Genomic DNA, 25977 nt, shown 5'->3' on the forward strand with positions numbered 1-25977 from the left:
TTGTTTTTTGTACTTTAATTATTGGATAATAAACAATGCACTAATTTACATATTTTAGTGAAACCCAGTTGTTTCTTTCGAATTTTTTAACATAAGTTAAGCCTTTTTCGGAGCAAGAAGCATCTATAAACGGAATGTCTTCAGTGTAAAAACCACTTAACAATAAAGTTCCTTTTGGATTTAAACAATCTACATAGGTTTGCATATCATTCAACAAAATGTTTCGATTGATATTAGCAATAATCAAATCGTATTTTTTGCCTTTTAATAAAGAAGCATCGCCTTCGTGAACGCTAATATTATTGCAATTGTTGCGTTCGGCATTTTCAATAGAATTCAAATAACACCAGTTGTCAATATCAATGGCATCAATAGGTTGAGCGCCTTTCATTTCGGCAAGAATAGCCAAAATTGCAGTTCCGCAACCCATATCTAAGGTTTTTAATCCTGTAACATCAATTTCTAACAAATGTTGAATCATCATGTGAGTAGTTTCATGATGTCCTGTTCCAAAACTCATTTTTGGTTCAATCAAAATATCAAATTCAGCACTTGTTTTCGGGTGAAAAGGTGCTCTTACATGACATCTTCCATCTACATCAATGGGCTCAAAATTCTTTTCCCATTCTTCATTCCAGTTTACCTGATCGATTTCTTCGTAGTTGTAATCAATTTCAAATTCTTCTGAGTGCAAAATATTTACATTTTCAAGAATCATTTCGTCCCATAAATCTTTTTGTACAAAAGCTGAAATTCCTTTTTCCGTCTCCGTAAAACTTTCAAAAGCAAGTTCGCCTAATTCGGCAATTAAAATTTCAGAACCTAATTCTTTTGGTTCAATGCTAAAATGGTAGGCGATATAAATATTTGACATAATTGATTTAATTTTTTGCAAAGGTAGTATTTCTCTTTTATGAAACTTGTAAAAATATAAAAAGCGATAAAATGAATTATCGCTTTTTAGAGTATAAAAAATGTTTTTTTAGATAGCAGTTACAATGGCAACAAAATCATCTGCTTTTAGAGCAGCTCCACCAATAAGACCTCCGTCTACATCTGGTTTTCCGAAAATTTCTTTAGCATTATCTGGTTTTACAGAACCTCCGTAAAGAATACTTACGTTTTCAGCAATTTCTTTTCCAAAAGCTTTAAGAACTGTTTCTCTGATAAATTCGTGCATTTCTTGTGCTTGTTCTGGCGAAGCAGTTTCACCTGTTCCAATAGCCCAAACTGGTTCGTAAGCTAAAACCACTTTATCCCAAGATTTAGCATCAATTTGGAACAAACCATCTTTCAATTGGTTTTCAACAATATTGAAATGATTGTCAGACTGACGGTCTTTTAATTCTTCACCAAAGCAAAAAATCACAGTCATATCATGTTTTAAAGCTGTATTTACTTTATCAGCAATGATAGCGTCAGTTTCGTTAAAAATAGCTCTACGCTCAGAGTGTCCTAAAATTACAGTGTTTACTCCAACTCCAGTTAACATATCAGCAGAGATTTCTCCTGTAAATGCACCACTTTCAGTTTGGTGAACGTTTTGTGCAGCAACATTAATGTTAGATCCTTTTAATTGATTTACTGCTGCAGCCAAGTTTACAAATGTAGGCGCAACAATTACTTGTGCTGTAGTATTTGCAGGTACTTTTGCAAGTAAGTCACTTAATAATTCGCTAGTTTGTGCCGCATTTTTGTGCATTTTCCAGTTTCCTGCTACAATCTTTTTTCTCATTTTAGTAGTGTTATATTTGAATTTTATTTTTTGTTAGTCTTAATTTATTGTTTTTCTAATTGATCTAAAGTCGCATTGATTTTTTCAAAATCAGTTTCTATGGCGCGATACAAAGCAATTTTCCCTGTTTTATCAATAATGATGTATCTCGGAATCCAGTTGACATCCATTGCTTTTGCAAAAACGCCACCCATTTGGTCATTAGCCATGTAATGTGCTCCTTTTAACTGGTGTTTTTCTATTCCTGCTTTCCATTTATCAGCGGTTTTATCCATTGAGATAAACACATAATTAGTTTCAGGATGTGCTGCTTGTAATTCTTTTATTTTTGGCATTGCTTTTACACAATCGCCACACCAGGAAGCCCAAATTTCGATTACCGTATTTTTTCCTTTATTTTCAGATAAAATAGTTTCGAAAGCTACTTGATTGTCCTGAGTATCCATCAAAGTTTCCGATAAAGCTTCCTTAGAAAATGCTGTTTTTTGAGCATTCGATTTAGCACAAGAAACGCAAACTAAGAGAAATAAAAAAGCGATAAATTTTTCTGTTTTTTTCATTGTAACAAAGTTAAAATAAACAATTTGATTGCTGTTTCTGGATAGCTATTTTTTACAATATCACTAATAAAATAACAAAAACAGCTTTAAAAGTTGTAAAAATACAAATGAAAACGTAATAGTTAATATTATATTTTTCCGATTCGAAAAATACTATCTAAAATAAGTCTCTAAAAAAGCTTTTTTGGTGTCTTTTTAGCTTTTTTAGAGCATAAAAAAAGCTCATAAATGCTAAATTTAGTCTTTATGAGCCTATTTTTTTAGAGTTTTAAATCTTGAATATCGTTATAATGCACTTTTTGTTTCACAGTTCCTTTGTCTAAAATTACAATACTTGGATTGGCTCTTTCTATTGTTTTTAAGGTAATAGCATCGCAGGTATAAAAGTCAAATTTTAGGTTGTGTTTTTTTTGTGCTTTTTCAATTTCTTCCTGAGACGAATTGGTCATTCCAATTACTTTGTATCCTTTTGCAGTGGCATCTTGGTTTAACTTTGCAAGTTTTTGCATTCCATCCACATCTGATAAAGTCAAATCATAAGTTACTATCATTACCAATTTTGGTTCTTGCAGCAATTCGTCTTTATAATCTGAACCGTCTTTTGTCATCGTAAAATCATGAATAGGAGGAATGTAGCCTTCGCTAATTATCTTGTCTTTTCTGTCAACAAATTCAGCTCCTTCGGGGATATTCATTAAGTCTTTTTCGGTAAATTCCTGATTAACTCCATTCACTTTATAAATAAAAATCATTTCAACAACTGGCATAGGAGCTCCTTCGGGAATTTCCATTCCTTTTTGGATATTTGTTCCCACTTTGTACGGTCGAAAATCAATTATTGGTAAGTGATTCAAAACAGAATAGGCCATAAAAATACAGGCTGCTAATCCTAGAAAAACAATGCTATTTTGAAAAATTTTATTGAAAAATAAGGGTTTTACTAGTTTTTTGTTTACATATAAAATAAGGATGAATAATAGTAGAACAATATCTTTTATAAATGATTGCCAAGGTGTAAGGTGTAAAGCGTCTCCAAAGCAACCACAATCTTTTACCACATCATAATAAGCAGAATAAAAAGTCAGGAAGGTAAAAAACACAATCATGAGTAACAAGCTCCAAATTGTGAATTTTGATTTATAGCCAATAATTAACATGATTCCTAAAAGTACTTCTACAATAACTAAAAATAAGGCTAATGGCAAGCTAAAAGGAATTAAAAAAGGCATGTTAAATACAGGCTCGCTAAAATATTCCGCCAGTTTATAGGAGAAACCTACAGGATCATTTAGTTTGATTAAACCTGAAATAATGAATAAAACACCAACAAACAGTCTTGAAAATTGAGTGATAAATTGCTTCATAAATCTTATTTGTTAGTGGCAAAACCCATTAAAATTAAGGCGAAAATAGAGTAATTAATCATGTCTTGGTAATTAGCATCAATTCCTTCCGAAACGATTGTTTTACCTTTGTTATCTTCAATTTGCTTTACGCGAAGTAGTTTTTGCAAAATCAAATCGGTCAATGAACTTACACGCATATCACGCCAAGCTTCGCCGTAATCGTGATTTTTAGCTTCCATTAATTCTTTAGTCAATTTTACTTTTGCATCATACAATTGAATTGCTTTGGCGGAATCTAAATCGGGTTGGTCAACAACACCTAATTCCAGCTGAATCAAAGCCATAATTGAATAATTGATTATTCCGATAAATTCGCCCGATTCGTCTTCGTCTACTTTTCGAACTTCATTTTCTTGTAAACTTCGAATTCTTTGTGCTTTGATGAAAATTTGATCGGTTAAAGAAGGTAATCTTAAAATGCGCCATGCGCTGCCGTAATCTTGCATTTTATTAGCAAATAAAGAACGGCAAATTGCAATTACCTTATCATATTCTTGAGAAGTATTCTTCATTATTGATGTATATTTGTCTAAAATTTTCTCAAAAATAGGGATAAATTTTAAAAAGATTCAACTTTAAAATAAAGATTAAAAAATGACTATTAACTGCAAAGGACAGCTGATTGATTTATCTCAACCTAAAGTAATGGGGATTTTGAATATAACGCCCAATTCTTTTTTTGATGGCGGAAGGTATTCAAGCGAAAAGGAAATTTTAGCTAAGGTCGAAAAAATGCTAGTTGAAGGAGCTACTTTTATTGATATTGGAGCCTATTCGAGTAAACCCAGCGCCGAATTTGTTTCGGAAGAGGAAGAGTTGAATCGTATTGTTCCTGTTGTTCAATTATTAGTTAAAAAATTTCCAGAAATTTTAATTTCAATTGATACTTTTAGAAGTAAAGTAGCAAAAGTTTGTATCGAAAATGGAGCCGCTATGATTAATGATATTTCGGCAGGAAATCTCGATGATAAAATGCTCGAAGTTATTGCCAAATATAATGTCCCTTACATCATGATGCACATGCGTGGTACGCCTGAAACCATGCAATCTTTGACCGTATATGAAGATATTGTAAAGGATGTTTTATTTTATTTTTCAGAAAAAATAAGTCAAGCCAGAAGTTTAGGAATCAACGATTTGATTGTAGATCCGGGTTTTGGATTTGCAAAAACCATAGCACAAAATTATGAAATAATACAAAAATTAGAGTTGTTTCAAGGTTTAGAATTGCCCATTTTGATAGGTGTTTCCAGAAAATCGATGATTCATAAAACACTGAGAATTACTGCCGATGAAGCACTAAACGGTACAACTGTTTTAAATACGATTGCTTTAACAAAAGGAGCCCAGATTTTGAGAGTACACGATGTAAAAGAAGCAGTTGAATGTGTAAAATTATACGAAAAAATAAATTTTTAAACATGAAATATTTTAGTCTGATTGTAATTTTGTTTCTAATTTCTTGCGGAAATAAAGAAGATATTTTACTTCCAAAATCAGGTACAACAGTTATTAGCGATGTGCAAGATCATTCGCCTATTTATATTTTTTTTCGAATAAAAGAGAAAGATACTTTGGCAGAAGTCAATCGGAAAAACAGTATTATTACGACTAATTGGATTCTGAATATCGATAAACGCTTGCCTTTGAAATTAGTCATTCCCGAAGTGATGAAATTGCAGGATAAAAAACGCAAAGAAAAAGCACATCAAAACGAAAAAGCCGAGAATTATTATTCTTATGCCGATTCGATTGGGAAAAACATGGCTTTTATTCCTTTTACAAAAGTGCATTATACCATTGGAAAACCTAAAAATAATGACTTTGTTATATCTTTTAAAAAAGCAAACGATTTGGTTTGGTTAAACGGAAGAGCGGTAAAAAAATCCGATTTATTACAAGAAATTTTTAGTATCCGATTTATAAACAAACCAAGGATTGTAATACAATTTGACAGGGATATGTCTTATGGAGACTACATTCAAAATAAGATTCTAATTCGAAAATTTGATTTATATAGTGTAAATCCAATTGCTCCAATAGAATTTATTTACTAAGATCAGCATTCTAAAATCAGCAATTTTACTGATGATGATACGGTTCGTTTCTTAAAATGGTAAAACCACGATACAATTGTTCGATAAAAAATAATCGTACCATTTGGTGTGAAAAAGTCATTAGTGAAAGCGAGATTTTCCCATGTGCTTTAGCGTAAACCGTATCCGAAAAACCATAAGGTCCACCAATTACAAAAACTAGTGTTTTGATTCCTGAGTTCATTTTCTTTTGCAATTCTTCCGAAAATCCTACACTGGAAAAGTTTTTTCCGTTTTCGTCTAATAAAATTAATTGGTCTGTTGGAGTTATTTTCGACAAAATCAATTCGCCTTCTTTTTCTTTTTGTTGGCTTTCAGATAAGTTTTTTACATTCTTGATATCAGGAATAATTTCCAAATCAAATTTGATATAAAAAGACAAACGTTTGGTATAATCGTCAATTAAGGTTTGAAGCGCTTTATTATCCGTTTTGCCTATGGCGATGAGTTTTATATTCATTTTAAGGATGATTTTCGAAGCGGCAAAGATATTAAACTAGTTTTAGATTTTTAGGATTACCTCAATTTGCGGGTATAAATGTACTTTTGTAAAAAATATTTTTAATGGATTCATTTACTCAGGTTCTTTTAGGGATTGCTACAGCCGAATTATGTGCTGGTAAAAAGCTGCAACGTAAAACTTTTTTGTATGGAGCCATTCTAGGAACAGTACCCGACTTGGATGTTGTGATTGGTCAGTTTCTGAATCCTGTTGACGGACTAGCTATTCATCGGGGAATGAGTCATTCTGTATTGTTTTTTTTATTACTCTCTCCATGTTTAGGTTGGTTAATTACTAAAATAGAACGGGATAAAATTAATTTTGGTTCAGCAACTAAAATGGTTTTTTGGTGCTTACTCACCCATGTTCTTTTGGATATTTTCACATCGTGGGGAACACAAGTATTTTGGCCGTTTCCTGATCGGATTGCCTTAAAAACTATTTTTGTAATTGATCCTTTATATACCATTCCGTTACTGATTTGTCTGATTTTAGCCTGGAGAAAAAAAGATGATTTCTTTTCTCGAAAGAAATGTGTGCTTACTAGTATTTATTTGAGTTCATTTTATTTATTAATCACATGTAGTTTAAAATTGTATGCTTTACAACAATTTGACAAAGCACTTAAAGTACAAAATATAGCGTATGATGATTTAATTGTCAAGCCAACAGCTTTCAATTGTATTTTGTGGAATGCGAATGTAGCTACTAAAGACGCCTATTTTCTGGGTGATTATTCTTTATTGGATACACAACCCATTTCTTTTAAGAAGTATCCAAAAAACAATAATTTGACTCGACAACTCGAAGGCAACAGTGATTTTAAAAAATTAAGGCTGATAAGTGAAGGTTGGTTTATTATTACAAAAAACGAGAATCAATTTTATTTTAATGATTTGCGATTTGGTTTGTTAACTTCTGATTCAGAGAAAACTCAATTTGCTTTTAGTTATGTTTTTAAAGAGGAAAACGGAGTTTTAAAAGCCCAAGAAGTTCCTAAAAGAAAGAGAGATGGAATGGCTTTAATGAAAAATGTTTTCATGCGACTAAAAGGAAATTAACAAATTAAACTCAGTGATTTCCTGAGTTTAATTTGTTTTAATGTATTGATATTGAGTTTTCTATCTTTAATATTGGATAAGAAGCTATAAAAAACATTTAGGTATAACGTCTTCAAATTATGTGTTAGAAACAGGGCAAACGCACCAGTTTTATTTTTACCACGAATTAAACGAATTAGCACAAATAGTATTGATTCTAAAATAAATTGCACAAATTTTTATCTGCCTTTGGCAGGTTTGTGGAATATTATAACATCCAAATTAGTGTTATTTCGTGTAATTCGTGGCTACTTTTTTTTATTTCTGGAAACTGGTGCGTTTGCCCTGGTGTTAGAAAGTAATGATTAACTATTTAGGATTATTTGTGGTAATTACAAAAACAATTAAAACTTCGTCTGTAGTGTTGATTAGCGAATGAAAACCTTCGCCACTCATAGCAGTAATGCTTCCCTTTTTGATTATTTTTTTTCGAATGATACCCTCTTTTTTTGTCATTTCAGAATATTCGCCTTCACCGTGCATTACGATATAAAGTTCTTCTTCATTTCGGGTTCCATGAGTATGAAAACCAGCTTCATCGCCTTTGTTGAAGAAAACCATATAAGCACCAATGCGGTTGTTTGTTAATTCGCCTTCATCAAACATTTGTAGCAAGTAAACAATTCCGTTTCCTCCGTACATTGGATTGCGCTTATCTACTTTTACAACAGTTCTTTCTGGTTTATTGAAAGGCGTTACACTCAAATCGATATATTGAGAGACCAATTCGATTATTTTATCGTTTTCAGATGTTGTTTCAGACATTATAATTGTATTTATTGACAAAATTGGATTATTTTTTTCAAATGTAAAACATAAATCTTTGGCAGAATTACTTCAGAATAATTTTAAGCGATGTGGAAACAAATTTTCTATTCCACAAAATATGTCCTACTTTAGCAACATATAAATTTCTGGTAAAAATGATTAGCGAAGTACAATTTCAAAACGAGTTAGAACTATTAATTGCAAATGCCATTAGGGAAGATGTAGGAGACGGAGATCACAGTTCACTGGCTTGTATTCCAGCAACTGCTCAAGGAAAGGCAAAGCTTCTAGTGAAAGATAATGGAATAATTGCAGGTGTTGCATTTGCAAAAATGATTTTCAATTATGTGGATTCTAATTTGAAAATAGAAACTTTTATAGAAGATGGAACTCCGGTACAATTTGGAGATGTAGTTTTTCATGTTTCGGGAAGTTCTCAGTCTATTTTAAAGGCAGAACGTATGGTTTTGAATTCGATGCAACGCATGTCGGCCATTGCGACTAAAACCAATAGTTATGTGCAATTGTTGGAAGGAACGAATACTAAAATTTTAGATACTCGTAAAACGACTCCAGGTTTTCGTGTTGCCGAAAAATGGGCTGTAAAAATAGGAGGTGGAGAGAATCATCGTTTTGCATTGTATGATATGGTGATGTTGAAAGACAATCATATTGATTTTGCTGGCGGAATTGCATTGGCGATAGCCAAAACCAAAGAATATTTAAAAGAAACCAATCGCGATTTAAAGATTATTGTTGAAGCAAGAGATTTGGATGAAGTAAAAGAAATCGTGGCTGCAGGTGGAGTATATAGAATTTTGTTAGATAATTTTGATTATGAAATGACTAGAGAAGCAGTCACTTTTATTGGTGATGCGAGTTTAACGGAATCATCAGGAAATATCAATGAAGATACTATTCGTCAATATGCTGAATGTGGTGTAAATTATATCTCTTCGGGAGCCTTGACGCATTCAATTTATAATATGGATTTAAGTTTAAAAGCAATAGACTAATTGTTCTATTAAAAAGAAAATGAATGTCAGTAGAAATTGAACAAAAACTTAATAAGATTCCTTTATTGCGAAATTTTGTTAGATGGTCCAAAAGCATAAAACTGAGATGGCTTAGTGGATTGCCTTTGTATGATTTAATAGAATTATACGTTATTGGTATTGCCGAAGGTGCTCTTTCTAATCGTGCAGGGGCTATTGCGTTTAGTTTTTTTATGGCTTTGTTTCCTTTTGCGCTATTTGTATTAAACCTTATTCCGTTTATTCCAATCGAAGGTTTTCAGGATGATTTTCTTAAATTTGTGGCTGATGGTGTTCCTCCGAATACTTTTGATGCTGTAAAAAACATCATCAACGATATTCTACACAATAGTCATTCGGGTTTGTTATCATCAGGTTTTTTATTATCGGTTTTTTTGATGGCAAATGGATTAAATGCTATTTTGGGCGGTTTTGAAAATTCCAAACACGTTTTAGTAAAAAGAGGTTTTTTTAACCAATATTTTATTGCTGTAGGCTTGTCATTGTTTATGGCATTTTTGTTAATTCTTACTGTGGCAATCATTGTTGTTTTTGAAGTTTTTATTCAAAAGTTAAATGCTCGTGATTTTTTCAACGATAAGATACCGTTCATGGTTCTGGCGCGTTATGTATTTTTGATATTAATGATTTTAACCACCACATCAGTGCTGTTTAAATTTGGCACTAAAAACCAAGAAACCCGATCTTTTATTTCTATTGGTTCAGTGTTTACTACAATTTTAACTATTATTAGTTCTTATTTTTTTGGAGTTTGGGTTATTCAATTTTCAAAATACAATGAACTGTATGGCTCCATAGGTACTTTGTTGATTGTGATGTTTTATATATGGATTAACTGTATGATTTTATTGTTGGGTTTTGAACTCAACGAGGTTATTAATAAAATAAAAAAGCGAGAAACAACCATCATAATTTAAAAGTAGTGTCGGTCATTTTTTAATTAATTTGATGGAGATTAAAAGTTGTTTTGATGCAATTCCCTTTTTTGTACTTAAAAAATAAATTATGAAAAAGATTCTAACTATAGTTGTATTGTTTGTTAGTTGTGTTTTTTATTCCCAAAACAAAGGAGTTTTAGGAAAATGGAAAACTATTGATGATGAAACAGGGGAACCGAAATCAATAGTGGAGATCTATGAAAAATCAGGGAAAATCTATGGTAAAGTAATAGAAATTCTGGATATGGTACATAAAAATGATTTTTGTACAGCATGTTCTGGTGAGGATGCTAGTAAACCTATCCTTGGATTGATTGTAATAAAAGGCTTGACTCAAGATGGTAAAGAATATAATTCGGGTAAGATATTGGATCCTAAAAACGGAAAATTATACCAGTGTTTTATCACTCTCGAGGGTAATGATAAATTAAAAGTTCGCGGTTATATTGGGATTTCATTATTAGGGCGAACACAATATTGGCAAAGAGTTAAAAAATGATTTTTAATTTCCTCATATTTGCCGCTTAATCCTATTGTCTGTCAATCATGTATTTTGTTGAAGTAATTTTACCGCTTGCTCTTGCTAAAACCTTTACTTATAGTGTTTCTGAAACGGAATATAATTATATTCAAAAAGGAATGCGAGTGGCGGTTCCATTTGGTAAAAGCAAAATTTACACCGCTTTAGCAATCAATTTACATCAAGACAAACCTGCTTTATACGAAGCAAAAGAGATTCATCAAATATTAGATGAAAAACCAATAGTTACCGAAAACCAAATTAAACATTGGCAGTGGATTGCGGATTATTACATGTGCGCCATTGGCGATGTTTATCGCGGTGCTTTGCCAAGTGCTTTGCTATTGGAAAATGAAACTTTAATTACTCAAAAAATAGGTGGTTTTGTAGACGAAAGTCAGCTTACAGATGATGAGTTTTTGATTTATCAGGCGCTGCAACAACAATCGTCTTTAAAAGTGCAAGACATTATTGGTATTTTGAATAAGAAAAATATTTTTCCTATTATTCAAAAACTGATAGACAAAAATGTTTTGGTTTTGCAAGATGAAATGCAGGAAAACTACAAGCCTAAATTAGTAAGATACATCCGCTTGCATTCTAAATACGAATCCAGTCAAGGATTGAATAATTTATTGGAAGTTTTAAAAAATGCTAACAAGCAAAAAGAAATAGTTTTGACTTATTTTCAATTAAGTGCAACTGAAAAGAAAAAACCAATTTCGGTTAAGAAATTAGTCGAAGCTTCGAATGCTACTTCAGCGGTGGTGAAAGCTTTAATTGATAAAGAAATTTTCGAAGATTATTTGTTGCAGCAAGATCGCGTTAATTTTACAGGAGAATCTAATTCGAGTCAATTACAATTAAGTGAAGCGCAACAAAAAGCTTTTGAAGAAATCAATATTAGTTTTCAGGAAAAAGAAGTTTGTCTTTTGCATGGAGTGACTTCGAGTGGGAAAACCGAAATTTATATCAAACTGATTGAAGAATATCTGGCAACAGCAAAACAGGTTTTGTATTTGTTGCCCGAAATTGCACTAACCACTCAATTAGTAACCAGACTCCAAGCGTATTTTGGGAATAAAGTAGCTGTTTATCATTCGAAATACAGTAATAATGAGCGTGTAGAAGTTTGGAATCAGGTATTACAAAATTCGGAGAAAGCGCAAATTGTAATAGGAGCAAGGTCAGCTTTGTTTTTACCGTTTTCAAATTTAGGTTTTATAATTGTTGATGAAGAGCACGAACAAACTTTTAAACAAGTAGATCCTGCACCAAGGTATCACGCTCGGGATGCTTCGATAGTTTTATCCAGTTTTTTTAAGGCTAAGGTTTTACTGGGTTCGGCTACGCCAAGTTTGGAATCCTATTATAATACAACTGTAGATAAATATGGTTTGGTCGAAATTAAAGCGCGTTACGGAAATGTAATGATGCCCGAAATTGAATTGGTGGATTTAAAAGACAAGTATTTCCGTAAAAGAATGACGGGACATTTTAGTGATGTTTTGATTGACGGAATTACTACGGCTTTGTCTTTAGGTGAACAAGTAATTTTATTTCAAAATAGGAGAGGGTATTCGCCGTTATTAGAATGTATGACTTGCGGACACGTGCCGCAATGTCAACAATGTGATGTGAGTTTGACGTATCACAAACATAAAAATCAGTTGCGATGTCATTATTGCGGTTATTCGATTGCTAAACCTACTAATTGCCATAGTTGTTCCAGTGTTGATTTAACGACTAAAGGTTTTGGAACCGAACAAATTCAGCAAGAATTAACCCAATTGTTTCCAGAGCGAAAAATTGGTCGAATGGATCAGGATACAACTCGGGGGAAATTTGGTTTCGAAAAAATTATCGATAGTTTTAAAAACCGTGAAATTGATATTATGGTAGGAACGCAAATGCTTGCCAAAGGATTGGATTTTGACAATGTGAGTTTGGTGGGAATCATGAATGCTGATAATATGCTATATCATCCTGATTTTAGAGCTTTTGAGAGAAGTTTCCAAACTATGACTCAAGTAGCGGGACGTTCTGGTCGATCAGAAAAACAAGGAAAAGTAATTATTCAAACCTATAATCCAGAGCATAATACAATTCAACAAGTGACCAATAATGATTATGAAGGAATGTATAAGGAGCAATTGTATGACCGCCAAATCTATAAATATCCGCCTTATTTTAGAATTATAAAACTAACATTGAAACATCGTGATTTTGAAAAATTAAAAGAAGGCTCTATGTGGTTGTATCAGGTTTTGAGTCAGCATTTGGGAATTCCGGTTTTAGGTCCTGAAGAGCCTGGGATTAATAGAATTAGAAATGAGTATATTAGAACTATAATGATTAAAATTCCTCATAATGTCTCGGTTTTAGGAACAAAAAAAACTATCCAAAAAATATTGAATAGTTTTGATAATGTGGTGCAGTATAGAGCTATTAAAGTAGCTCTAAATGTCGATTTTTATTAACTTTTAAGCAAAAGATAAAGCTTTTATTAAATCTTCTTTTTTGTTTCTGCTTAAAGGAATTTTAGTTGTGCCAATTTCAGCAAATTTGCTATTGAAACGTTCTACCTTATCTATATTAATAATGTAGGATTTATGAACTCGTACAAATTTCTTTTTTGATAAATCATTTTCAAAAGATTTCATCGTAGAAAGAACCAAGTTACTATCGTCTTCAGTAACTACTCTTACGTAATCTCCAAAAGCTTCAATCCATTTGATTTTTGAAGTGTACACTTTTAATTTTTTTAAATTACTTTTGATAAAAATGTGTTCACCTTCTTCTTCCTTAATATCTTGTTTAAGTGAATGTAAATCGATCGCTCTTTTTACTGACGCACTAAAACGATCTACAGCTATAGGTTTTTGTAGATAATCTGTGGCGTCATAATCAAATGCTTTAAGCGCATATTCAGCTTTAGAAGTGATGAATATAATTTGAGGCTTTGTTTTTAGTCCGTCTAAAAAGTCAAACCCACTAATTACAGGCATTTCTATATCGAGAAATATCAAATCAACGGTATGTATTGATATGCAACTTTTTGCTTCAATTGCATTGGAAAAATCACCTATTAAATGTAGATTAGGGTGATTATTGACTAACTTTGCGATGATCATTCGTTGTATTGAACTATCATCAACTACGACACAATTAAGTTTCATAATTTTTATATTTTAAGATTTGGATGAGTAAAAGTATTATATTTTGTTTATAAAAACTAATCTTTATCGGTTTTTTTTGTATTACAACGAATAAAGTTTGTTTTTGTTTTTTTATTAGAATTAAAAGATTACTTTTGCAGCCAATTTAACAAATAAATTATTTTTTATGAATCATTATGAAACTGTTTTCATTTTAAATCCCGTTTTATCTGATGTTCAGGTAAAGGAAACAGTAAGCAAATTTGAAGATTTTCTTACTAGTAGAGGAGCAGAAATGGTATCTAAAGAAGACTGGGGTCTTAAAAAGATGGCTTACGAAATCCAAAACAAAAAATCTGGTTTTTACCATTTGTTCGAATTCAAAGTATCAGGAGAAGTTCTTATTGCTTTTGAAACTGAATTTAGACGTGACGAAAGAGTTATGCGTTTCTTAACTGTAAGTCTTGACAAACATGCTATCTCTTGGGCTGAAAGAAGAAGAGCAAAACTTAAATCTCAAAAAGCTTAATTATCATGGCAACATTACAACAATCTGCTTCAGGAAAAAAAGACGGAGATATCAGATATCTTACTCCTTTAAATATAGAAACTAACAAACAAAAAAAATATTGTCGTTTCAAAAAATCAGGAATCAAATACATCGATTATAAAGATGCTGATTTCTTATTGAAATTTGTTAATGAGCAAGGAAAAATTCTTCCTCGTCGTTTAACAGGTACTTCATTAAAATACCAAAGAAAAGTTTCAGTAGCTGTTAAAAGAGCACGTCACTTAGCTTTAATGCCATACGTGGCCGATTTATTAAAATAATATAAATATAAAGTTGTTGCCACGCCACGGCGGGCTAACTTCTATAACAAAGGACAACAACATGGAATTGATTTTAAAACAAGACGTTCAAAATTTAGGTTTTAAAGACGATGTAGTAACTGTAAAAAACGGATACGGTCGTAATTACTTAATCCCACAAGGATTTGCTCAATTAGCTACTTCTTCTGCAAAGAAAGTATTGGCTGAAAACCTAAAACAAAGAGCGCACAAAGAAGCTAAAATTGTTGCTGACGCTAGAGCATTAGCTGATACTTTAAAAGCACTTGAGATTAAAATTTCTGCTAAAGCAGGTGGTGAAAAATTATTTGGTTCAATCACAAATATTGACATCGTTGCAGCTTTAGAAAAAGCAGGACAAACAATCGATAGAAAATTTGTAACTTCTGGAATCGTTAAACGTACTGGTAAATATTCAGCTACTGTAAGATTACACAGAGATGTTATCGTTGATTTACCTTATGAAATTGTTGCTGAAAAAGCATAATTTCTAAATGATTATATTAAAATCCCGATTCGTTCTACAACGAAATCGGGATTTTTTTTAATCTGAATTCTTGAACTGAATTTAGTTCAGTTTGTTTCAGATCTTTTTTATAACAGAATACGCATCTTGATAAAGATGCTGAAATAAATTCAGCATAAATGAAATACACAAGACTTACAAAAGAGCAATTTGAAGAATTGCATCCGGAATTCACTAACTTTTTAGCAACTCAATCTATTGATAAAGTAGAGTGGGATAAAATAAAAGTTGAAAAGCCAGAAGTAGCAGAACAGGAACTAGATGTTTTTTCTGATTTGATATGGGAAGGCGTTTTGGCTAAGGCAGAATATTTAGAGCATTTTTCTAAAAACCATATTTTTCTTTTCCAATGTTTTGAAACCGAAGTAAAATCAATTGTTTTGAAATCCTTAGTATCTGAAGTTGATTTTTTGACTAAGGAAGGATTGCAATGGTTGAGTGATAATATGTTTACTGAGACTATTGAAATGAAAGTGGGGAAAAAAGTATTTACCGAAGAGCGAAATACTTCTATTTTTTCATTGATTCAACAAGGTGCTTTTTTAAGTGATGGACAATTATTTCAACAAATAAATTCGATAATTGAGTCGTAATTTGAGTATTATTTCTTCCTGAATAATATTTAAATTTTGGTTGTCAGGAACCCACTATATTTAATTAGGAAAAAGTGTTTTTTTGATGTGGGTTTCTTTTAAATTGGTTATTTTAGTACGCTGTTTACAGCAACTAAAATGATCAATTTTTTTTATATGGATGTGCTAAATACAATTCAAAATTTAAGAGAAGAACTCAATCTTCATAATTACAATTATTATGTGTTAGATAATGCAACAATAACTGATTATGAGTTTGATATAAAATTAAAACAGCTTCAAGATTTAGAAAATGCACATTCTGAATATTTTGATGCCAATTCTCCCACACAAAGAGTGGGAGGAACAATCACTAAAAATTTTCAAACGGTAGCGCATAGACAGCGCATGTATTCTTTGGATAATTCCTATTCTAAAGAAGATTTACTGGATTGGGAAGTTCGAATTCAAAAAGTGTTGGGTAATGTTGATTTGCAATATACTTGCGAATTAAAATACGATGGTGCATCGATTAGTATTACTTATGAAAACGGAAAATTAGTTCGTGCCGTAACTCGTGGTGATGGTTTTCAGGGAGATGATGTGACGAATAATATTAAAACCATTCGTTCGATTCCGTTAACTTTGAAAGGAAATAATTATCCTGAAAAATTTGATATTCGCGGAGAAATCATCTTGCCTTTTGCTGGTTTTGAAAAAATGAATCAGGAGTTGATTGAAATTGGTGAAACACCTTATTCGAATCCTAGAAATACCGCTTCGGGTAGTTTGAAATTACAAGACAGTACTGAAGTTGCTAAACGACCTTTGGAATGTTTGTTGTATTTTGTTACGGGTGAAAAACTTCCTTTTTCTTCTCAATTTGACGGTTTGATTGCTGCGCGAAATTGGGGTTTCAAAGTGCCAAACGAAGCTAAAGTTGCTAATAATTTACAAGAGGTTTTTGATTTTATAGATCATTGGGACACGCATCGTCATCAATTGCCTTATGAAACTGATGGTGTTGTCGTGAAGGTGAATAATTTACATTACCAGGAAGAATTAGGTTATACGGCAAAATCACCGCGATGGGCAATGGCGTATAAGTTCAAATCAGAGCAAGTTTCGACGGAGTTAAAATCGATTTCGTATCAGGTAGGAAGAACGGGTTCGATTACTCCTGTGGCTAATTTAAAGGCGGTTCAGCTTGCTGGAACTATCGTAAAAAGAGCTTCGTTGCATAATGCCGATCAAATTAAAAAATTAGATATTCGCATTGATGATACTGTTTTTGTTGAAAAAGGAGGAGAGATTATTCCTAAAATTATAGCGGTTGATTTGACTAAACGTCCTGAATATTCTGTGCCAACGGAATACATTACACATTGTCCTGAATGTCAAACGGAATTAGTTCGAAATGAAGGCGAAGCGAATCATTATTGTCCAAATTTTTATGGATGTCCACCGCAAATTATTGGAAGAATCCAGCATTATATTTCACGAAAAGCAATGGATATTGAAGGGCTTGGAGGAGAAACGGTGGCTTTACTTTTTAATAATAAATTAGTTCAAAATTATGCTGATTTATACGAATTGAAAGTGGAGGATATTTTGCCTCTAGAGCGAATGGCACAAAAATCGGCGGAGAATTTGGTAAACGGCGTTAAAAAATCGACTAGCATTCCGTTTGAAAGTGTACTTTATGCGTTAGGAATTCGTTATGTAGGGGAAACAGTGGCTAAAAAATTGGCGAAGCATTATAAAAATATTGATGCTTTGAGCAAAGCTACTTTGATGGATTTAGTTTTGGTAGATGAAATTGGAGAACGAATTGCGCAGAGTGTTGTTGACTTTTTTGAAAATGAAGAAAATAAAATCATCATTGAACGTTTAAAAAGTTATGGTGTTCAATTTGAAATTGTTGAAAAAATAAATCCAAATGCTACTAATAAATTAGAAGGTAAAACTTTTGTGGTTTCAGGAGTTTTTGCTCAATTTTCGAGAGATGAATTGAAAAAAGCCATAGAAGACAATGGCGGAAAGGTGGGAAGTTCTATTTCTTCTAAAACCGATTATGTTGTGGCTGGTGATAATATGGGGCCTGCTAAACTCGATAAAGCCAATAAATTAAATATTCCTATTATTTCAGAAACGGAGTTTATGGATATGATACTTTCCAGTTAATGTCCACTGTAATTAATTCGGTTATTTGTATTCGAAAATAAGTGTTAAGAATTTAACAAAAAGTTTCAAATCATCGTTATACTTTTTTAGATTTGCCGGCTATAGTGTAACTTAATTAATTAATTTTGTTTACTAACAAGGATAAGTTATGTTTTTAAATTACTTAAAAGGATTTTCAGTAAAGAAAATAGTAAAAAACAGCTTACTTAATGTAAAGAGTAGCTCGTTTTCTGGTAGTGTAAAAACAATAGGATTGGTTGTAGATGAAAGTCATTTTGCTAATACTCAATTGTTAATTGAAGAGTTTGTAGCAAATGGAATTGCAAAAGAAAACATTGAATTATTGGTTTATAAAAGTAAATCAAATGTAAATTTTACAACTACTGTAACAAAATTAGAATTCAACCATTTAAATTGGAATGCTCAAATTAAAAATGAAGCGGTTAATGATTTTATCGTTAAGGATTTTGATTTGTTAGTGAGTTATTATGATTTTCAAAAAGCCATTTTGCTTGTGGTTACTCACGAATCGAAAGCTAAATTTAAAGTTGGTTTTTCAACAATAGACAAACGCTTGAATAATTTAATGATTATTACTAATCTGGAAAATTATAAAGTTTTTGTCCAAGAATTATTTAGGTATTTAAAAATATTAAACAAAATATAATCTAAAAACATGCAATCATTAATAGGAACTGGTGTTGCTCTAGTGACTCCTTTCAAAGAAGATTTTTCAATTGATACCGAAGCATTAAAAAGAATCGTAAATTTTTCTGTAGATGGTGGAGTGGAATATCTGGTTATTTTAGGAACTACTGCAGAGAATGCAACACTTAACAATGACGAAAAAGAATTGGTTATTCAGACCGTTATTGAGGCTAATAATGGTCGTTTGCCATTAGTTTTAGGAGTTGGAGGTAATAATACTATGAAAATTATTGAGGAGTTAAAAACAAGAGATATGTCTCCTTATATAGCCATTCTTTCCGTTTCTCCTTATTATAATAAACCATCACAGGAAGGGATTTATCAGCATTTTAAAGCTATTGCTGAGGCTTCTCCAATTCCTGTAATTGTATATAATGTACCAGGTAGAACTTCGAGCAATATGTTGCCAAAAACCGTTTTGCGTCTAGCAAATGATTTTAAAAACATAGTTGCTATTAAAGAAGCAGCTGGTGATATTGTTCAGGCCATGCAATTATTGAAAGATAAACCAAAGGATTTTCATGTAATTTCTGGTGATGATATGACGGCGCTGGCAACGATTTTAGCAGGAGGTTCTGGAGTGATTTCGGTTATAGCTCAAGGTTTTCCAAAAGAATTTTCAGAGATGATTCGTTTAGGTTTGAATCGTAAAGTGGATGAAGCTTTTAGATCTCAGTATTTATTATCAGATTGTATAGATATGATTTTCGAACAAGGGAATCCAGCGGGAATCAAACAAGTATTTCAAGCTTTAGGAATTGCTGATAATACAGTCCGTTTGCCATTAGTAAGCGTAGATGAAGATTTGCAAAACAGAATAAACGAATTTGTTCAAAAAATAGATAAATAAAGGTTTTTTGCAAGTATTTTTTTAAGCTAAGAAATATTTTGTAGTCGCTAAATTAATAACTAAATTTGCCACCGAAACTTCGGTATGATTTTTTATAGGCTGTAGTTAGCTTGTATTAGAAAAATAAACAAAATAATGAAAAAAATTGTATCCTTATTGCTTCTTGTAGTTCTTTTTAGTTCATGTAATGAATACCAAAAAGCCTTAAAAAGTGAAAATGTTGCGGTAAAATTTGCTATGGCAGATACCTTATATGCACAGGCTAAGTACTCAAAAGCACTTCGCCTTTTTGAACAAATAGCTCCAGAATTTAGAGGTAAGCCACAGGCAGAGAAACTGTTTTATATGTACGCTCAATCGTATTATAAAACCAGACAATATACACTAGCCGCTTATCAATTTGAGAGTTTTGCATCTGGTTATCCTAAAAGCGAAAAAATTCAAGAAGCTTCTTTTTTAGGTGCTAAAAGTTACGCTATTTTATCGCCTGTATACAGCTTAGATCAAGTAGATACTTTTAAAGCTATTGAAAAACTACAAGCTTTTATTGATCGTTTCCCAAATTCAGAATATTTAGCAGAGGCAAATGGTTTAACAAAGTTGTTATCTGAAAAAATCGAATTGAAAGTATACGAAAATGCTAAAAGTTACAATACAATTTCCGATTTTAAATCAGCAATAGTTGCTTTTGATAATTTTATTATAGATTATCCTGGAACTAAATTCAAAGAAGATGCATTGTATTATAAATTAGATTCAGCTTACCAATTAGGTATTAATAGTGTACCTGAAAAAATGGAAGAGCGATTGAATGTAGCAAAATTATCGTATCAAAATTTGATAAAATTTAATGTGGATACAAAATATAAAGAAAAAGCAGACGAGATGTATGCTCGTGTTGAACAAGAATTACAAAAATATACTAAATAAATAAAAGTCATGGATTTAAAAAAGACGAATGCTCCAGTAAATACAATTACGTATAACAAAACGCATATTGAGCAACCTACTGGAAATGTGTATGAAGCAATTACCATTATGGCTAAAAGAGCAAACCAAATCAATTCTGAAATTAAAAAAGAATTGACAGAGAAATTAGAGGAATTTGCTACCTATAATGACAGTCTTGAAGAAGTTTTTGAAAATAAAGAACAAATTGAGGTTTCTAAATTCTATGAAAAATTACCTAAACCACATGCTTTAGCAGTACAAGAATGGTTAGATGGTAAAATTTATCACAGAGAATCAAATAAATAAAATACTATGTCAGTTTTAAGCGGTAAAAAGATTTTGCTAGGAGTTTCTGGCGGAATTGCCGCCTATAAAACAGCGTCTTTAGTACGACTTTTTATAAAAGCAGGTGCACATGTCCAAGTGATAATGACACCTGCTTCTAAGGATTTTGTAACCCCACTTACCTTATCCACTTTATCTAAAAATCCAGTTTATTCCTCATTTTTTAATCAAGATGAAGAAAATGAAAAATGGAATAATCACGTAGAATTAGGGCTTTGGGCAGATTTAATGTTAATTGCACCTGCAACAGCAAATACCCTGTCTAAAATGGCTAATGGTACCTGCGATAATCTACTTATTGCTACTTATTTATCGGCAAAATGTCCTGTTTATTTTGCTCCTGCAATGGATTTAGATATGTACAAACATCCTTCTACATTCGCTAGTTTTACAGCTTTAGAACAATTTGGAAATACCATAATTCCAGCCGAAAGCGGAGAATTAGCTAGCGGTTTATCTGGTGAAGGAAGAATGGCAGAGCCTGAAAACATCATGGCTTTCCTTGAAGCCGATTTAGAAAGCAAGTTGCCTTTAAAAGGTAAAAAAATATTAATCACTGCTGGTCCCACTTACGAAGCTATCGATCCAGTACGTTTTGTGGGTAATCATTCTTCTGGAAAAATGGGGTTTGATATTGCAAAAAGTGCGGCTAATTTAGGAGCTTCGGTAATTTTAGTTACTGGTCCAACACATTGTATTGCAAATCATTCTTTGATAAAGGTAATTAAAGTAATTTCGGCACAAGAAATGTATGATGCCTGTCATCACTTTTATACCGATGTAGATGTAGCTATTGCAGCAGCAGCGGTTGCTGATTATAAACCCAAGAATGTAGCGGAGCAAAAAATAAAAAAAGCTGCGGATCATTTTGTTATTGAATTCGAAAAAACAAAAGACATCTTATTATCATTAGGAATTGCTAAAAAACAGCAATTTTTAATTGGTTTTGCTTTAGAAACCGAGAATGAAATTGAGAATGCTAAGGCTAAAATTCAGAAAAAAAACTTAGATTTGATTGTTTTAAATTCTTTGCAGGATGAAGGAGCTGGTTTTCAAAAAACAACCAATAAAGTTACTTTTATCGATAAAAATTTTAAAATAGAGCCGATGGAATTAAAATCCAAAGAAGCGGTTGCTGATGATATTCTAAATAAAGTAATAATGCATTTTTATGAATAAGATAGTTTTCTTCTTTTTGTTTTTAAGCTTTGGTTATGTTCATGCACAACAACTGAATTGTTCAGTTACCGTGAATGCTCAAAATATGGGTAATCCCAACCTGCAAGTATATAAAACTCTAGAAACTTCTTTAAATGAGTTTGTAAATAAAACCGATTGGACGGAGCAAAGTTACAAACAGCAAGAAAAGATTAATTGTTCAATGTATATTACTTTACTTTCTCATAATTCAGATCAGTTTACGGCAACTATTCAGGTACAATCCTCGCGTCCTGTTTTTAATTCGTCTTATGAAACTCCAGTGCTGAATATCAATGATAAGGATTTTGGTTTTACTTACACAGAATTTGAAAATTTAATTTTTAATGTTAATTCGTTTCAGTCTAATTTGGTTTCGGTTATTTCTTTTTATACTTATATGATTGTTGGAATGGATCGGGAAACATTCGAATTCAAATCTGGAGATCCTTATTTTCAAACGGCACAAACCATTGCTACCGTTGCTCAACAAAGTAATAATAAGGGATGGAGTCAGCTTGACGGAAACCAAAACCGCTATTTTTTGATTAATGATTTGCTATCGCCTACTTATAATGAAATAAGAAAAACAGTATTCGATTACCACCAAGGTTTGGATTTGATGACTGAAAATTCAAAATTGGCAAAGGAAAAAATTAAATCGGCTTTGTTGTCTCTAAATAAATTGTATAATTCAAAGCCTAATGCTTATCTAACGCGTGTTTTTTTTGATGCAAAATCAGATGAAGTTGCATCTATTTTCTCAGGAGGACCAAACATTACCATTACTGATTTAGTAGAAAATTTAAATAAAATTTCGCCTATGAATTCATCAAAATGGGCTATGCTGAAATATTAGTTTTTTTGATTTCTTAAATTTACTTTACACAACTACATAAATAAAAACAATTAATGATTACTGCGCTATCTATAAAAAATTATGCTTTAATAGAGAAATTAACTATTGATTTTTCTAAAGGATTTTCGATTATTACAGGAGAAACAGGTGCGGGAAAATCCATTATTTTAGGTGCTCTGGGATTGGTTTTAGGAAAACGCGCCGATTTGACTTCGTTAAAAAACAAAGAAGAAAAATGTATTATTGAAGCACAATTTGATATTTCAAAATACAATTTAGCAGCTTTTTTTGAGGCGAATGATTTGGATTTTGAAAATGAAACGATCATAAGAAGAGAAATTCTTCCTTCGGGAAAATCGCGTGCTTTTGTTAATGATAGTCCTGTAAACCTACAAGAATTGCAGGATTTAGGTGTGTTTTTATTGGATATTCATTCGCAACAACAAACTCGGGAATTGACAGACGAGAATGTTCAGTTTGATATTATTGATGCCATTGCTGCAAATCAGGGTATTATTTCGGATTACCAATCACTTCTTAAAAGCTATAAATCAGATAAAACACAATTAAATTCGCTTATTAAAAGACAAAGTGAATCCAATAAAGAACAAGAATACCATACTTTTTTATTGAACGAATTGCTTGCTGCCCAATTAAAATCAGGGGAACAAGAAGAACTGGAAAGTGTCTTTGAAAAACTCAACAATGTTGAAATCATCAAAGAGTCAATCGATAAATCTTTGGCTATTGCCAATGAAGAGCAATTTGGTGTTTTAAGTAATCTAAAGGAAATTAAAGCGGCGATTCAAAAAATAGCTTCTTTTTCTTCGGAATACCAAGAATTATTGGAACGAATTACAAGTTTAGCCATCGAATTTGACGATATTTCAGATGAAATAAATCGTCATTCTGAAAAAATAGTTTTCGATCCAGAACAATTGGAACAAACCAATCAGAAATTACAGTTGATTTATAATTTGCAAAAAAAGCATCAGGTGCTTACTGTAGAGGAGTTGTTGCTAATTCAAACCAAATTAGAAAATGAAGTGGTTGAATTAGGAAATATTGAAGAAGAAATTGTGCTTCTGAATGCTACAATTCAAGAAAAATCAGAAAGATTAGATACTCTGGCAACCACTATTCATGATAATAGAATTGAGGCTATTCCTGTATTGTCTGAAAAAATGATAGCTATTTTGGCTACTTTAGGAATGCCAAACGTTCGTTTTAATATTGAAGTTACGCAAGGAGAAAGTTATTTTGCTAATGGAAAAGACGAATTGCAATTTCTATTTTCGGCTAATAAAGGAACTGATTTTGGATTACTTAAAAAAGTAGCTTCGGGAGGAGAGATGTCTAGAATTATGCTGGCTGTAAAAGCTATTTTAGCCCAATATTCAAAATTACCAACCTTGATTTTTGATGAAATTGATACTGGAGTTTCTGGAGAAATTGCTATCAAAATGGGAGAGATTATGAAGGAAATGAGTAAGGAAATGCAAATTTTTGCCATTACTCATTTACCACAAATTGCCGCAAAAGGAGATGTTCATTTTAAAGTCTTTAAGTCAACAGTTGCGGATGATACTCAATCAGAATTAAAGTTATTGACTGATGAAGAACGCGTTGTAGAAATTGCTCAAATGTTATCAGGAACTATTGTTTCTGATTCGGCTCTAAATCATGCAAAAGCCTTGTTGAACTAAAAAAATGCCCTATATTTGCCATCCAAAAACGATAGCTTTTTCTTGATAAAGTCATTGTTATTCGCTAAAAATAAATAAAAATATAATATTGATACGTTATGATCATAGAACCTAGAATGAGAGGATTTATTTGCTTGACCGCACACCCTGCTGGATGTGAGCAAAGTGTTAAAAATCAAATTGAGTATGTTAAATCAAAAGGCGCTATTGATGGTGCTAAAAAGGTATTGGTAATCGGTGCTTCTACAGGTTTTGGTTTGGCTTCAAGAATTTCAAGTGCTTTTGGTTCTGATGCAGCAACTATTGGAGTGTTTTTTGAAAAACCACCAGTAGCTGGAAAAACAGCTTCACCAGGTTGGTACAATTCTGCAGCTTTTGAGAAAGAAGCGCAAAAAGCAGGTTTGTATGCAAAAAGTATCAATGGAGATGCTTTTTCGAATGAAGTAAAAAGAGAAACTTTAGACTTGATTAAAGCGGATTTGGGTCAGGTGGATTTAGTTATTTACAGTCTAGCTTCTCCAGTTCGTACCAATCCAAATACAGGAATTATGCACCGTTCGGTTTTAAAACCAATTGGGAGTACTTTTACAAATAAAACAGTAGATTTTCACACTGGAAAAGTTTCTGAAGTTACTATCGAGCCATGCAGTGGTGATGATATCGAAAATACAATTGCAGTAATGGGAGGTGAAGACTGGGCTATGTGGATGGATGCTTTAAAAGCAGAAAATTTATTAGCGCCCGGAGCTACAACTGTTGCTTATTCTTATATCGGGCCATCAGTTACTGAGGCGGTTTATAGAAAAGGAACAATTGGTCGCGCAAAAGACCATTTGGAGGCTACTGCTTTCGAAATTTCAGATAGTTTAGCTGATATCAACGGAAAGGCTTATGTTTCGGTTAATAAAGCATTGGTAACTCAGGCGAGTTCGGCAATTCCAGTAATTCCGTTGTATATTTCTTTATTGTATAAAATAATGAAAGCAGAAGGAATTCACGAAGGTTGTATCGAGCAAATTCAGCGTTTGTACCAACAAAGATTGTACACAGGAGGAGAAGTTCCTGTAGATGAAAAAGGCAGAATCCGTATTGATGACTGGGAAATGCGTAAAGATGTTCAGGCTCAAGTGGCTCAATTATGGGAACAAGCAACTACTGAAAATTTAGCTGAAATAGGAGATTTAGAAGGATACAGAAAAGATTTCTATAATCTATTTGGTTTTGATTTGGCTGGTGTAGATTATAAAGCAGAAGCTGACGAAATGGTTCAGGTGGAAAGTATCGCCTAATTTTATTTCGAAAAAAATAAAGTATAATTTATTGGTACTGCGTCTTATTTTAAGTGTATAAAAGCATTTAAAAGTAAGGCGCATTATTGTTTAAAGTCTATCT

Annotated in this window: 28 protein-coding genes; 20 read left to right on the forward strand and 8 right to left on the reverse strand. The window is 32.1% G+C overall.

Going from position 1 to position 25977, the window contains the following annotated elements:
* Positions 1 to 40: 40 nt before the first annotated feature.
* From prmA to AAGV28_RS08675, 5 genes are all read right to left on the reverse strand, one after another.
* A complete protein-coding gene (gene prmA / locus AAGV28_RS08655; RefSeq protein ID WP_373406423.1) occupies positions 41 to 874 on the reverse strand; it encodes a 50S ribosomal protein L11 methyltransferase in 834 nt (277 codons plus the stop codon).
* A gap of 108 nt (positions 875 to 982) precedes the next feature.
* Complete coding sequence (gene tpiA, locus AAGV28_RS08660) at positions 983 to 1735, reverse strand: triose-phosphate isomerase (protein WP_373406424.1); 753 nt, start codon at positions 1733 to 1735, stop codon at positions 983 to 985.
* Positions 1736 to 1779: 44 nt separating this feature from the next.
* A complete protein-coding gene (locus AAGV28_RS08665; protein ID WP_373406425.1) occupies positions 1780 to 2295 on the reverse strand; it encodes a TlpA family protein disulfide reductase in 516 nt (171 codons plus the stop codon).
* 260 nt (positions 2296 to 2555) lie between these two features.
* The gene (locus AAGV28_RS08670; protein WP_373406426.1) at positions 2556 to 3659 is read right to left on the reverse strand and encodes a BT_3928 family protein; all 1104 of its coding nucleotides are present in this window, start codon (positions 3657 to 3659) and stop codon (positions 2556 to 2558) included.
* Between the two features lie 5 nt (positions 3660 to 3664).
* Complete coding sequence (locus AAGV28_RS08675; protein ID WP_373406427.1) at positions 3665 to 4213, reverse strand: DUF1599 domain-containing protein; 549 nt, start codon at positions 4211 to 4213, stop codon at positions 3665 to 3667.
* Between the two features lie 82 nt (positions 4214 to 4295).
* On the opposite strand from AAGV28_RS08675, the gene folP reads away from it, so the two are divergent.
* Together folP and AAGV28_RS08685 are read left to right on the forward strand one after the other, a co-directional pair.
* On the forward strand, positions 4296 to 5120 hold the full coding sequence (gene folP / locus AAGV28_RS08680; protein WP_373406428.1) for a dihydropteroate synthase: 825 nt from the start codon (positions 4296 to 4298) through the stop codon (positions 5118 to 5120).
* A gap of 2 nt (positions 5121 to 5122) precedes the next feature.
* Complete coding sequence (locus tag AAGV28_RS08685; protein WP_373406429.1) at positions 5123 to 5758, forward strand: hypothetical protein; 636 nt, start codon at positions 5123 to 5125, stop codon at positions 5756 to 5758.
* 25 nt (positions 5759 to 5783) lie between these two features.
* On the opposite strand, the gene rlmH is transcribed toward AAGV28_RS08685, so the two are convergent.
* Positions 5784 to 6257, reverse strand: a complete 474-nt coding sequence (gene rlmH, locus AAGV28_RS08690; RefSeq protein ID WP_373406430.1) for a 23S rRNA (pseudouridine(1915)-N(3))-methyltransferase RlmH — start codon at positions 6255 to 6257, stop codon at positions 5784 to 5786.
* 104 nt (positions 6258 to 6361) lie between these two features.
* On the opposite strand from rlmH, the gene AAGV28_RS08695 reads away from it, so the two are divergent.
* A complete protein-coding gene (locus AAGV28_RS08695) occupies positions 6362 to 7360 on the forward strand; it encodes a metal-dependent hydrolase (protein ID WP_373406431.1) in 999 nt (332 codons plus the stop codon).
* Between the two features lie 348 nt (positions 7361 to 7708).
* On the opposite strand, the gene AAGV28_RS08700 is transcribed toward AAGV28_RS08695, so the two are convergent.
* Complete coding sequence (locus AAGV28_RS08700; protein WP_373406432.1) at positions 7709 to 8164, reverse strand: hypothetical protein; 456 nt, start codon at positions 8162 to 8164, stop codon at positions 7709 to 7711.
* 158 nt (positions 8165 to 8322) lie between these two features.
* Between AAGV28_RS08700 and nadC the strand changes: the two genes are divergently transcribed.
* From nadC to priA, 4 genes are all read left to right on the forward strand, one after another.
* Positions 8323 to 9183, forward strand: coding sequence for a carboxylating nicotinate-nucleotide diphosphorylase (gene nadC / locus AAGV28_RS08705; RefSeq protein ID WP_373406433.1), 861 nt, complete (start codon positions 8323 to 8325; stop codon positions 9181 to 9183).
* A gap of 23 nt (positions 9184 to 9206) precedes the next feature.
* Positions 9207 to 10139 carry a YihY/virulence factor BrkB family protein gene (locus tag AAGV28_RS08710; RefSeq protein WP_373406434.1) on the forward strand — a complete coding sequence of 311 codons (933 nt, stop codon included), beginning with the start codon at positions 9207 to 9209 and terminating at the stop codon, positions 10137 to 10139.
* Positions 10140 to 10227: 88 nt separating this feature from the next.
* Positions 10228 to 10659 (forward strand): DUF2147 domain-containing protein, encoded by a 432-nt coding sequence (locus tag AAGV28_RS08715; RefSeq protein WP_373406435.1) that lies wholly within the window; start codon positions 10228 to 10230, stop codon positions 10657 to 10659.
* A gap of 47 nt (positions 10660 to 10706) precedes the next feature.
* Positions 10707 to 13160 carry a replication restart helicase PriA gene (gene priA, locus AAGV28_RS08720; RefSeq protein ID WP_373406436.1) on the forward strand — a complete coding sequence of 818 codons (2454 nt, stop codon included), beginning with the start codon at positions 10707 to 10709 and terminating at the stop codon, positions 13158 to 13160.
* Positions 13161 to 13163: 3 nt separating this feature from the next.
* On the opposite strand, the gene AAGV28_RS08725 is transcribed toward priA, so the two are convergent.
* A complete protein-coding gene (locus AAGV28_RS08725) occupies positions 13164 to 13859 on the reverse strand; it encodes a LytR/AlgR family response regulator transcription factor (protein WP_373406437.1) in 696 nt (231 codons plus the stop codon).
* A 166-nt stretch (positions 13860 to 14025) separates the two neighbouring features.
* Here AAGV28_RS08725 and rpsF point away from each other — a divergent pair, with 166 nt between their 5' ends.
* The 13 genes from rpsF (at position 14026) to fabV (ending at position 25874) form a co-directional block, all read left to right on the forward strand.
* A complete protein-coding gene (gene rpsF / locus AAGV28_RS08730) occupies positions 14026 to 14367 on the forward strand; it encodes a 30S ribosomal protein S6 (RefSeq protein WP_072944700.1) in 342 nt (113 codons plus the stop codon).
* Positions 14368 to 14372: 5 nt separating this feature from the next.
* Complete coding sequence (rpsR, locus tag AAGV28_RS08735; RefSeq protein ID WP_066077030.1) at positions 14373 to 14669, forward strand: 30S ribosomal protein S18; 297 nt, start codon at positions 14373 to 14375, stop codon at positions 14667 to 14669.
* Between the two features lie 61 nt (positions 14670 to 14730).
* Entirely contained in the window at positions 14731 to 15174 is a 444-nt protein-coding gene (gene rplI, locus AAGV28_RS08740; RefSeq protein ID WP_373406438.1) for a 50S ribosomal protein L9, read from the forward strand.
* Between the two features lie 158 nt (positions 15175 to 15332).
* Positions 15333 to 15806 (forward strand): DUF6495 family protein, encoded by a 474-nt coding sequence (locus tag AAGV28_RS08745; RefSeq protein WP_373406439.1) that lies wholly within the window; start codon positions 15333 to 15335, stop codon positions 15804 to 15806.
* 156 nt (positions 15807 to 15962) lie between these two features.
* Positions 15963 to 17969 carry an NAD-dependent DNA ligase LigA gene (gene ligA / locus AAGV28_RS08750; protein WP_373406536.1) on the forward strand — a complete coding sequence of 669 codons (2007 nt, stop codon included), beginning with the start codon at positions 15963 to 15965 and terminating at the stop codon, positions 17967 to 17969.
* 148 nt (positions 17970 to 18117) lie between these two features.
* The gene (locus tag AAGV28_RS08755; RefSeq protein WP_373406440.1) at positions 18118 to 18636 is read left to right on the forward strand and encodes a DUF6913 domain-containing protein; all 519 of its coding nucleotides are present in this window, start codon (positions 18118 to 18120) and stop codon (positions 18634 to 18636) included.
* 9 nt (positions 18637 to 18645) lie between these two features.
* A complete protein-coding gene (gene dapA / locus AAGV28_RS08760; protein ID WP_373406441.1) occupies positions 18646 to 19527 on the forward strand; it encodes a 4-hydroxy-tetrahydrodipicolinate synthase in 882 nt (293 codons plus the stop codon).
* Positions 19528 to 19662: 135 nt separating this feature from the next.
* A complete protein-coding gene (locus AAGV28_RS08765) occupies positions 19663 to 20457 on the forward strand; it encodes an outer membrane protein assembly factor BamD (protein ID WP_373406442.1) in 795 nt (264 codons plus the stop codon).
* A 9-nt stretch (positions 20458 to 20466) separates the two neighbouring features.
* Complete coding sequence (locus AAGV28_RS08770) at positions 20467 to 20784, forward strand: DNA-directed RNA polymerase subunit omega (protein WP_373391503.1); 318 nt, start codon at positions 20467 to 20469, stop codon at positions 20782 to 20784.
* Positions 20785 to 20790: 6 nt separating this feature from the next.
* Positions 20791 to 22002 (forward strand): bifunctional phosphopantothenoylcysteine decarboxylase/phosphopantothenate--cysteine ligase CoaBC, encoded by a 1212-nt coding sequence (coaBC, locus tag AAGV28_RS08775; protein ID WP_373406443.1) that lies wholly within the window; start codon positions 20791 to 20793, stop codon positions 22000 to 22002.
* Positions 21995 to 22879: a type IX secretion system protein PorD gene (gene porD, locus AAGV28_RS08780; RefSeq protein ID WP_373406444.1), complete on the forward strand. Its 885-nt coding sequence runs from the start codon at positions 21995 to 21997 to the stop codon at positions 22877 to 22879. Before coaBC ends, porD begins: the two co-directional genes overlap by 8 nt.
* A gap of 53 nt (positions 22880 to 22932) precedes the next feature.
* Positions 22933 to 24585, forward strand: a complete 1653-nt coding sequence (gene recN, locus AAGV28_RS08785; RefSeq protein WP_373406445.1) for a DNA repair protein RecN — start codon at positions 22933 to 22935, stop codon at positions 24583 to 24585.
* 98 nt (positions 24586 to 24683) lie between these two features.
* Positions 24684 to 25874, forward strand: coding sequence for an enoyl-ACP reductase FabV (gene fabV, locus AAGV28_RS08790; protein WP_373406446.1), 1191 nt, complete (start codon positions 24684 to 24686; stop codon positions 25872 to 25874).
* Positions 25875 to 25977: the final 103 nt, after the last annotated feature.

Origin of the sequence: Flavobacterium zubiriense (assembly GCF_041729725.1) — a bacterium.
Taxonomy (GTDB): domain Bacteria; phylum Bacteroidota; class Bacteroidia; order Flavobacteriales; family Flavobacteriaceae; genus Flavobacterium; species Flavobacterium zubiriense.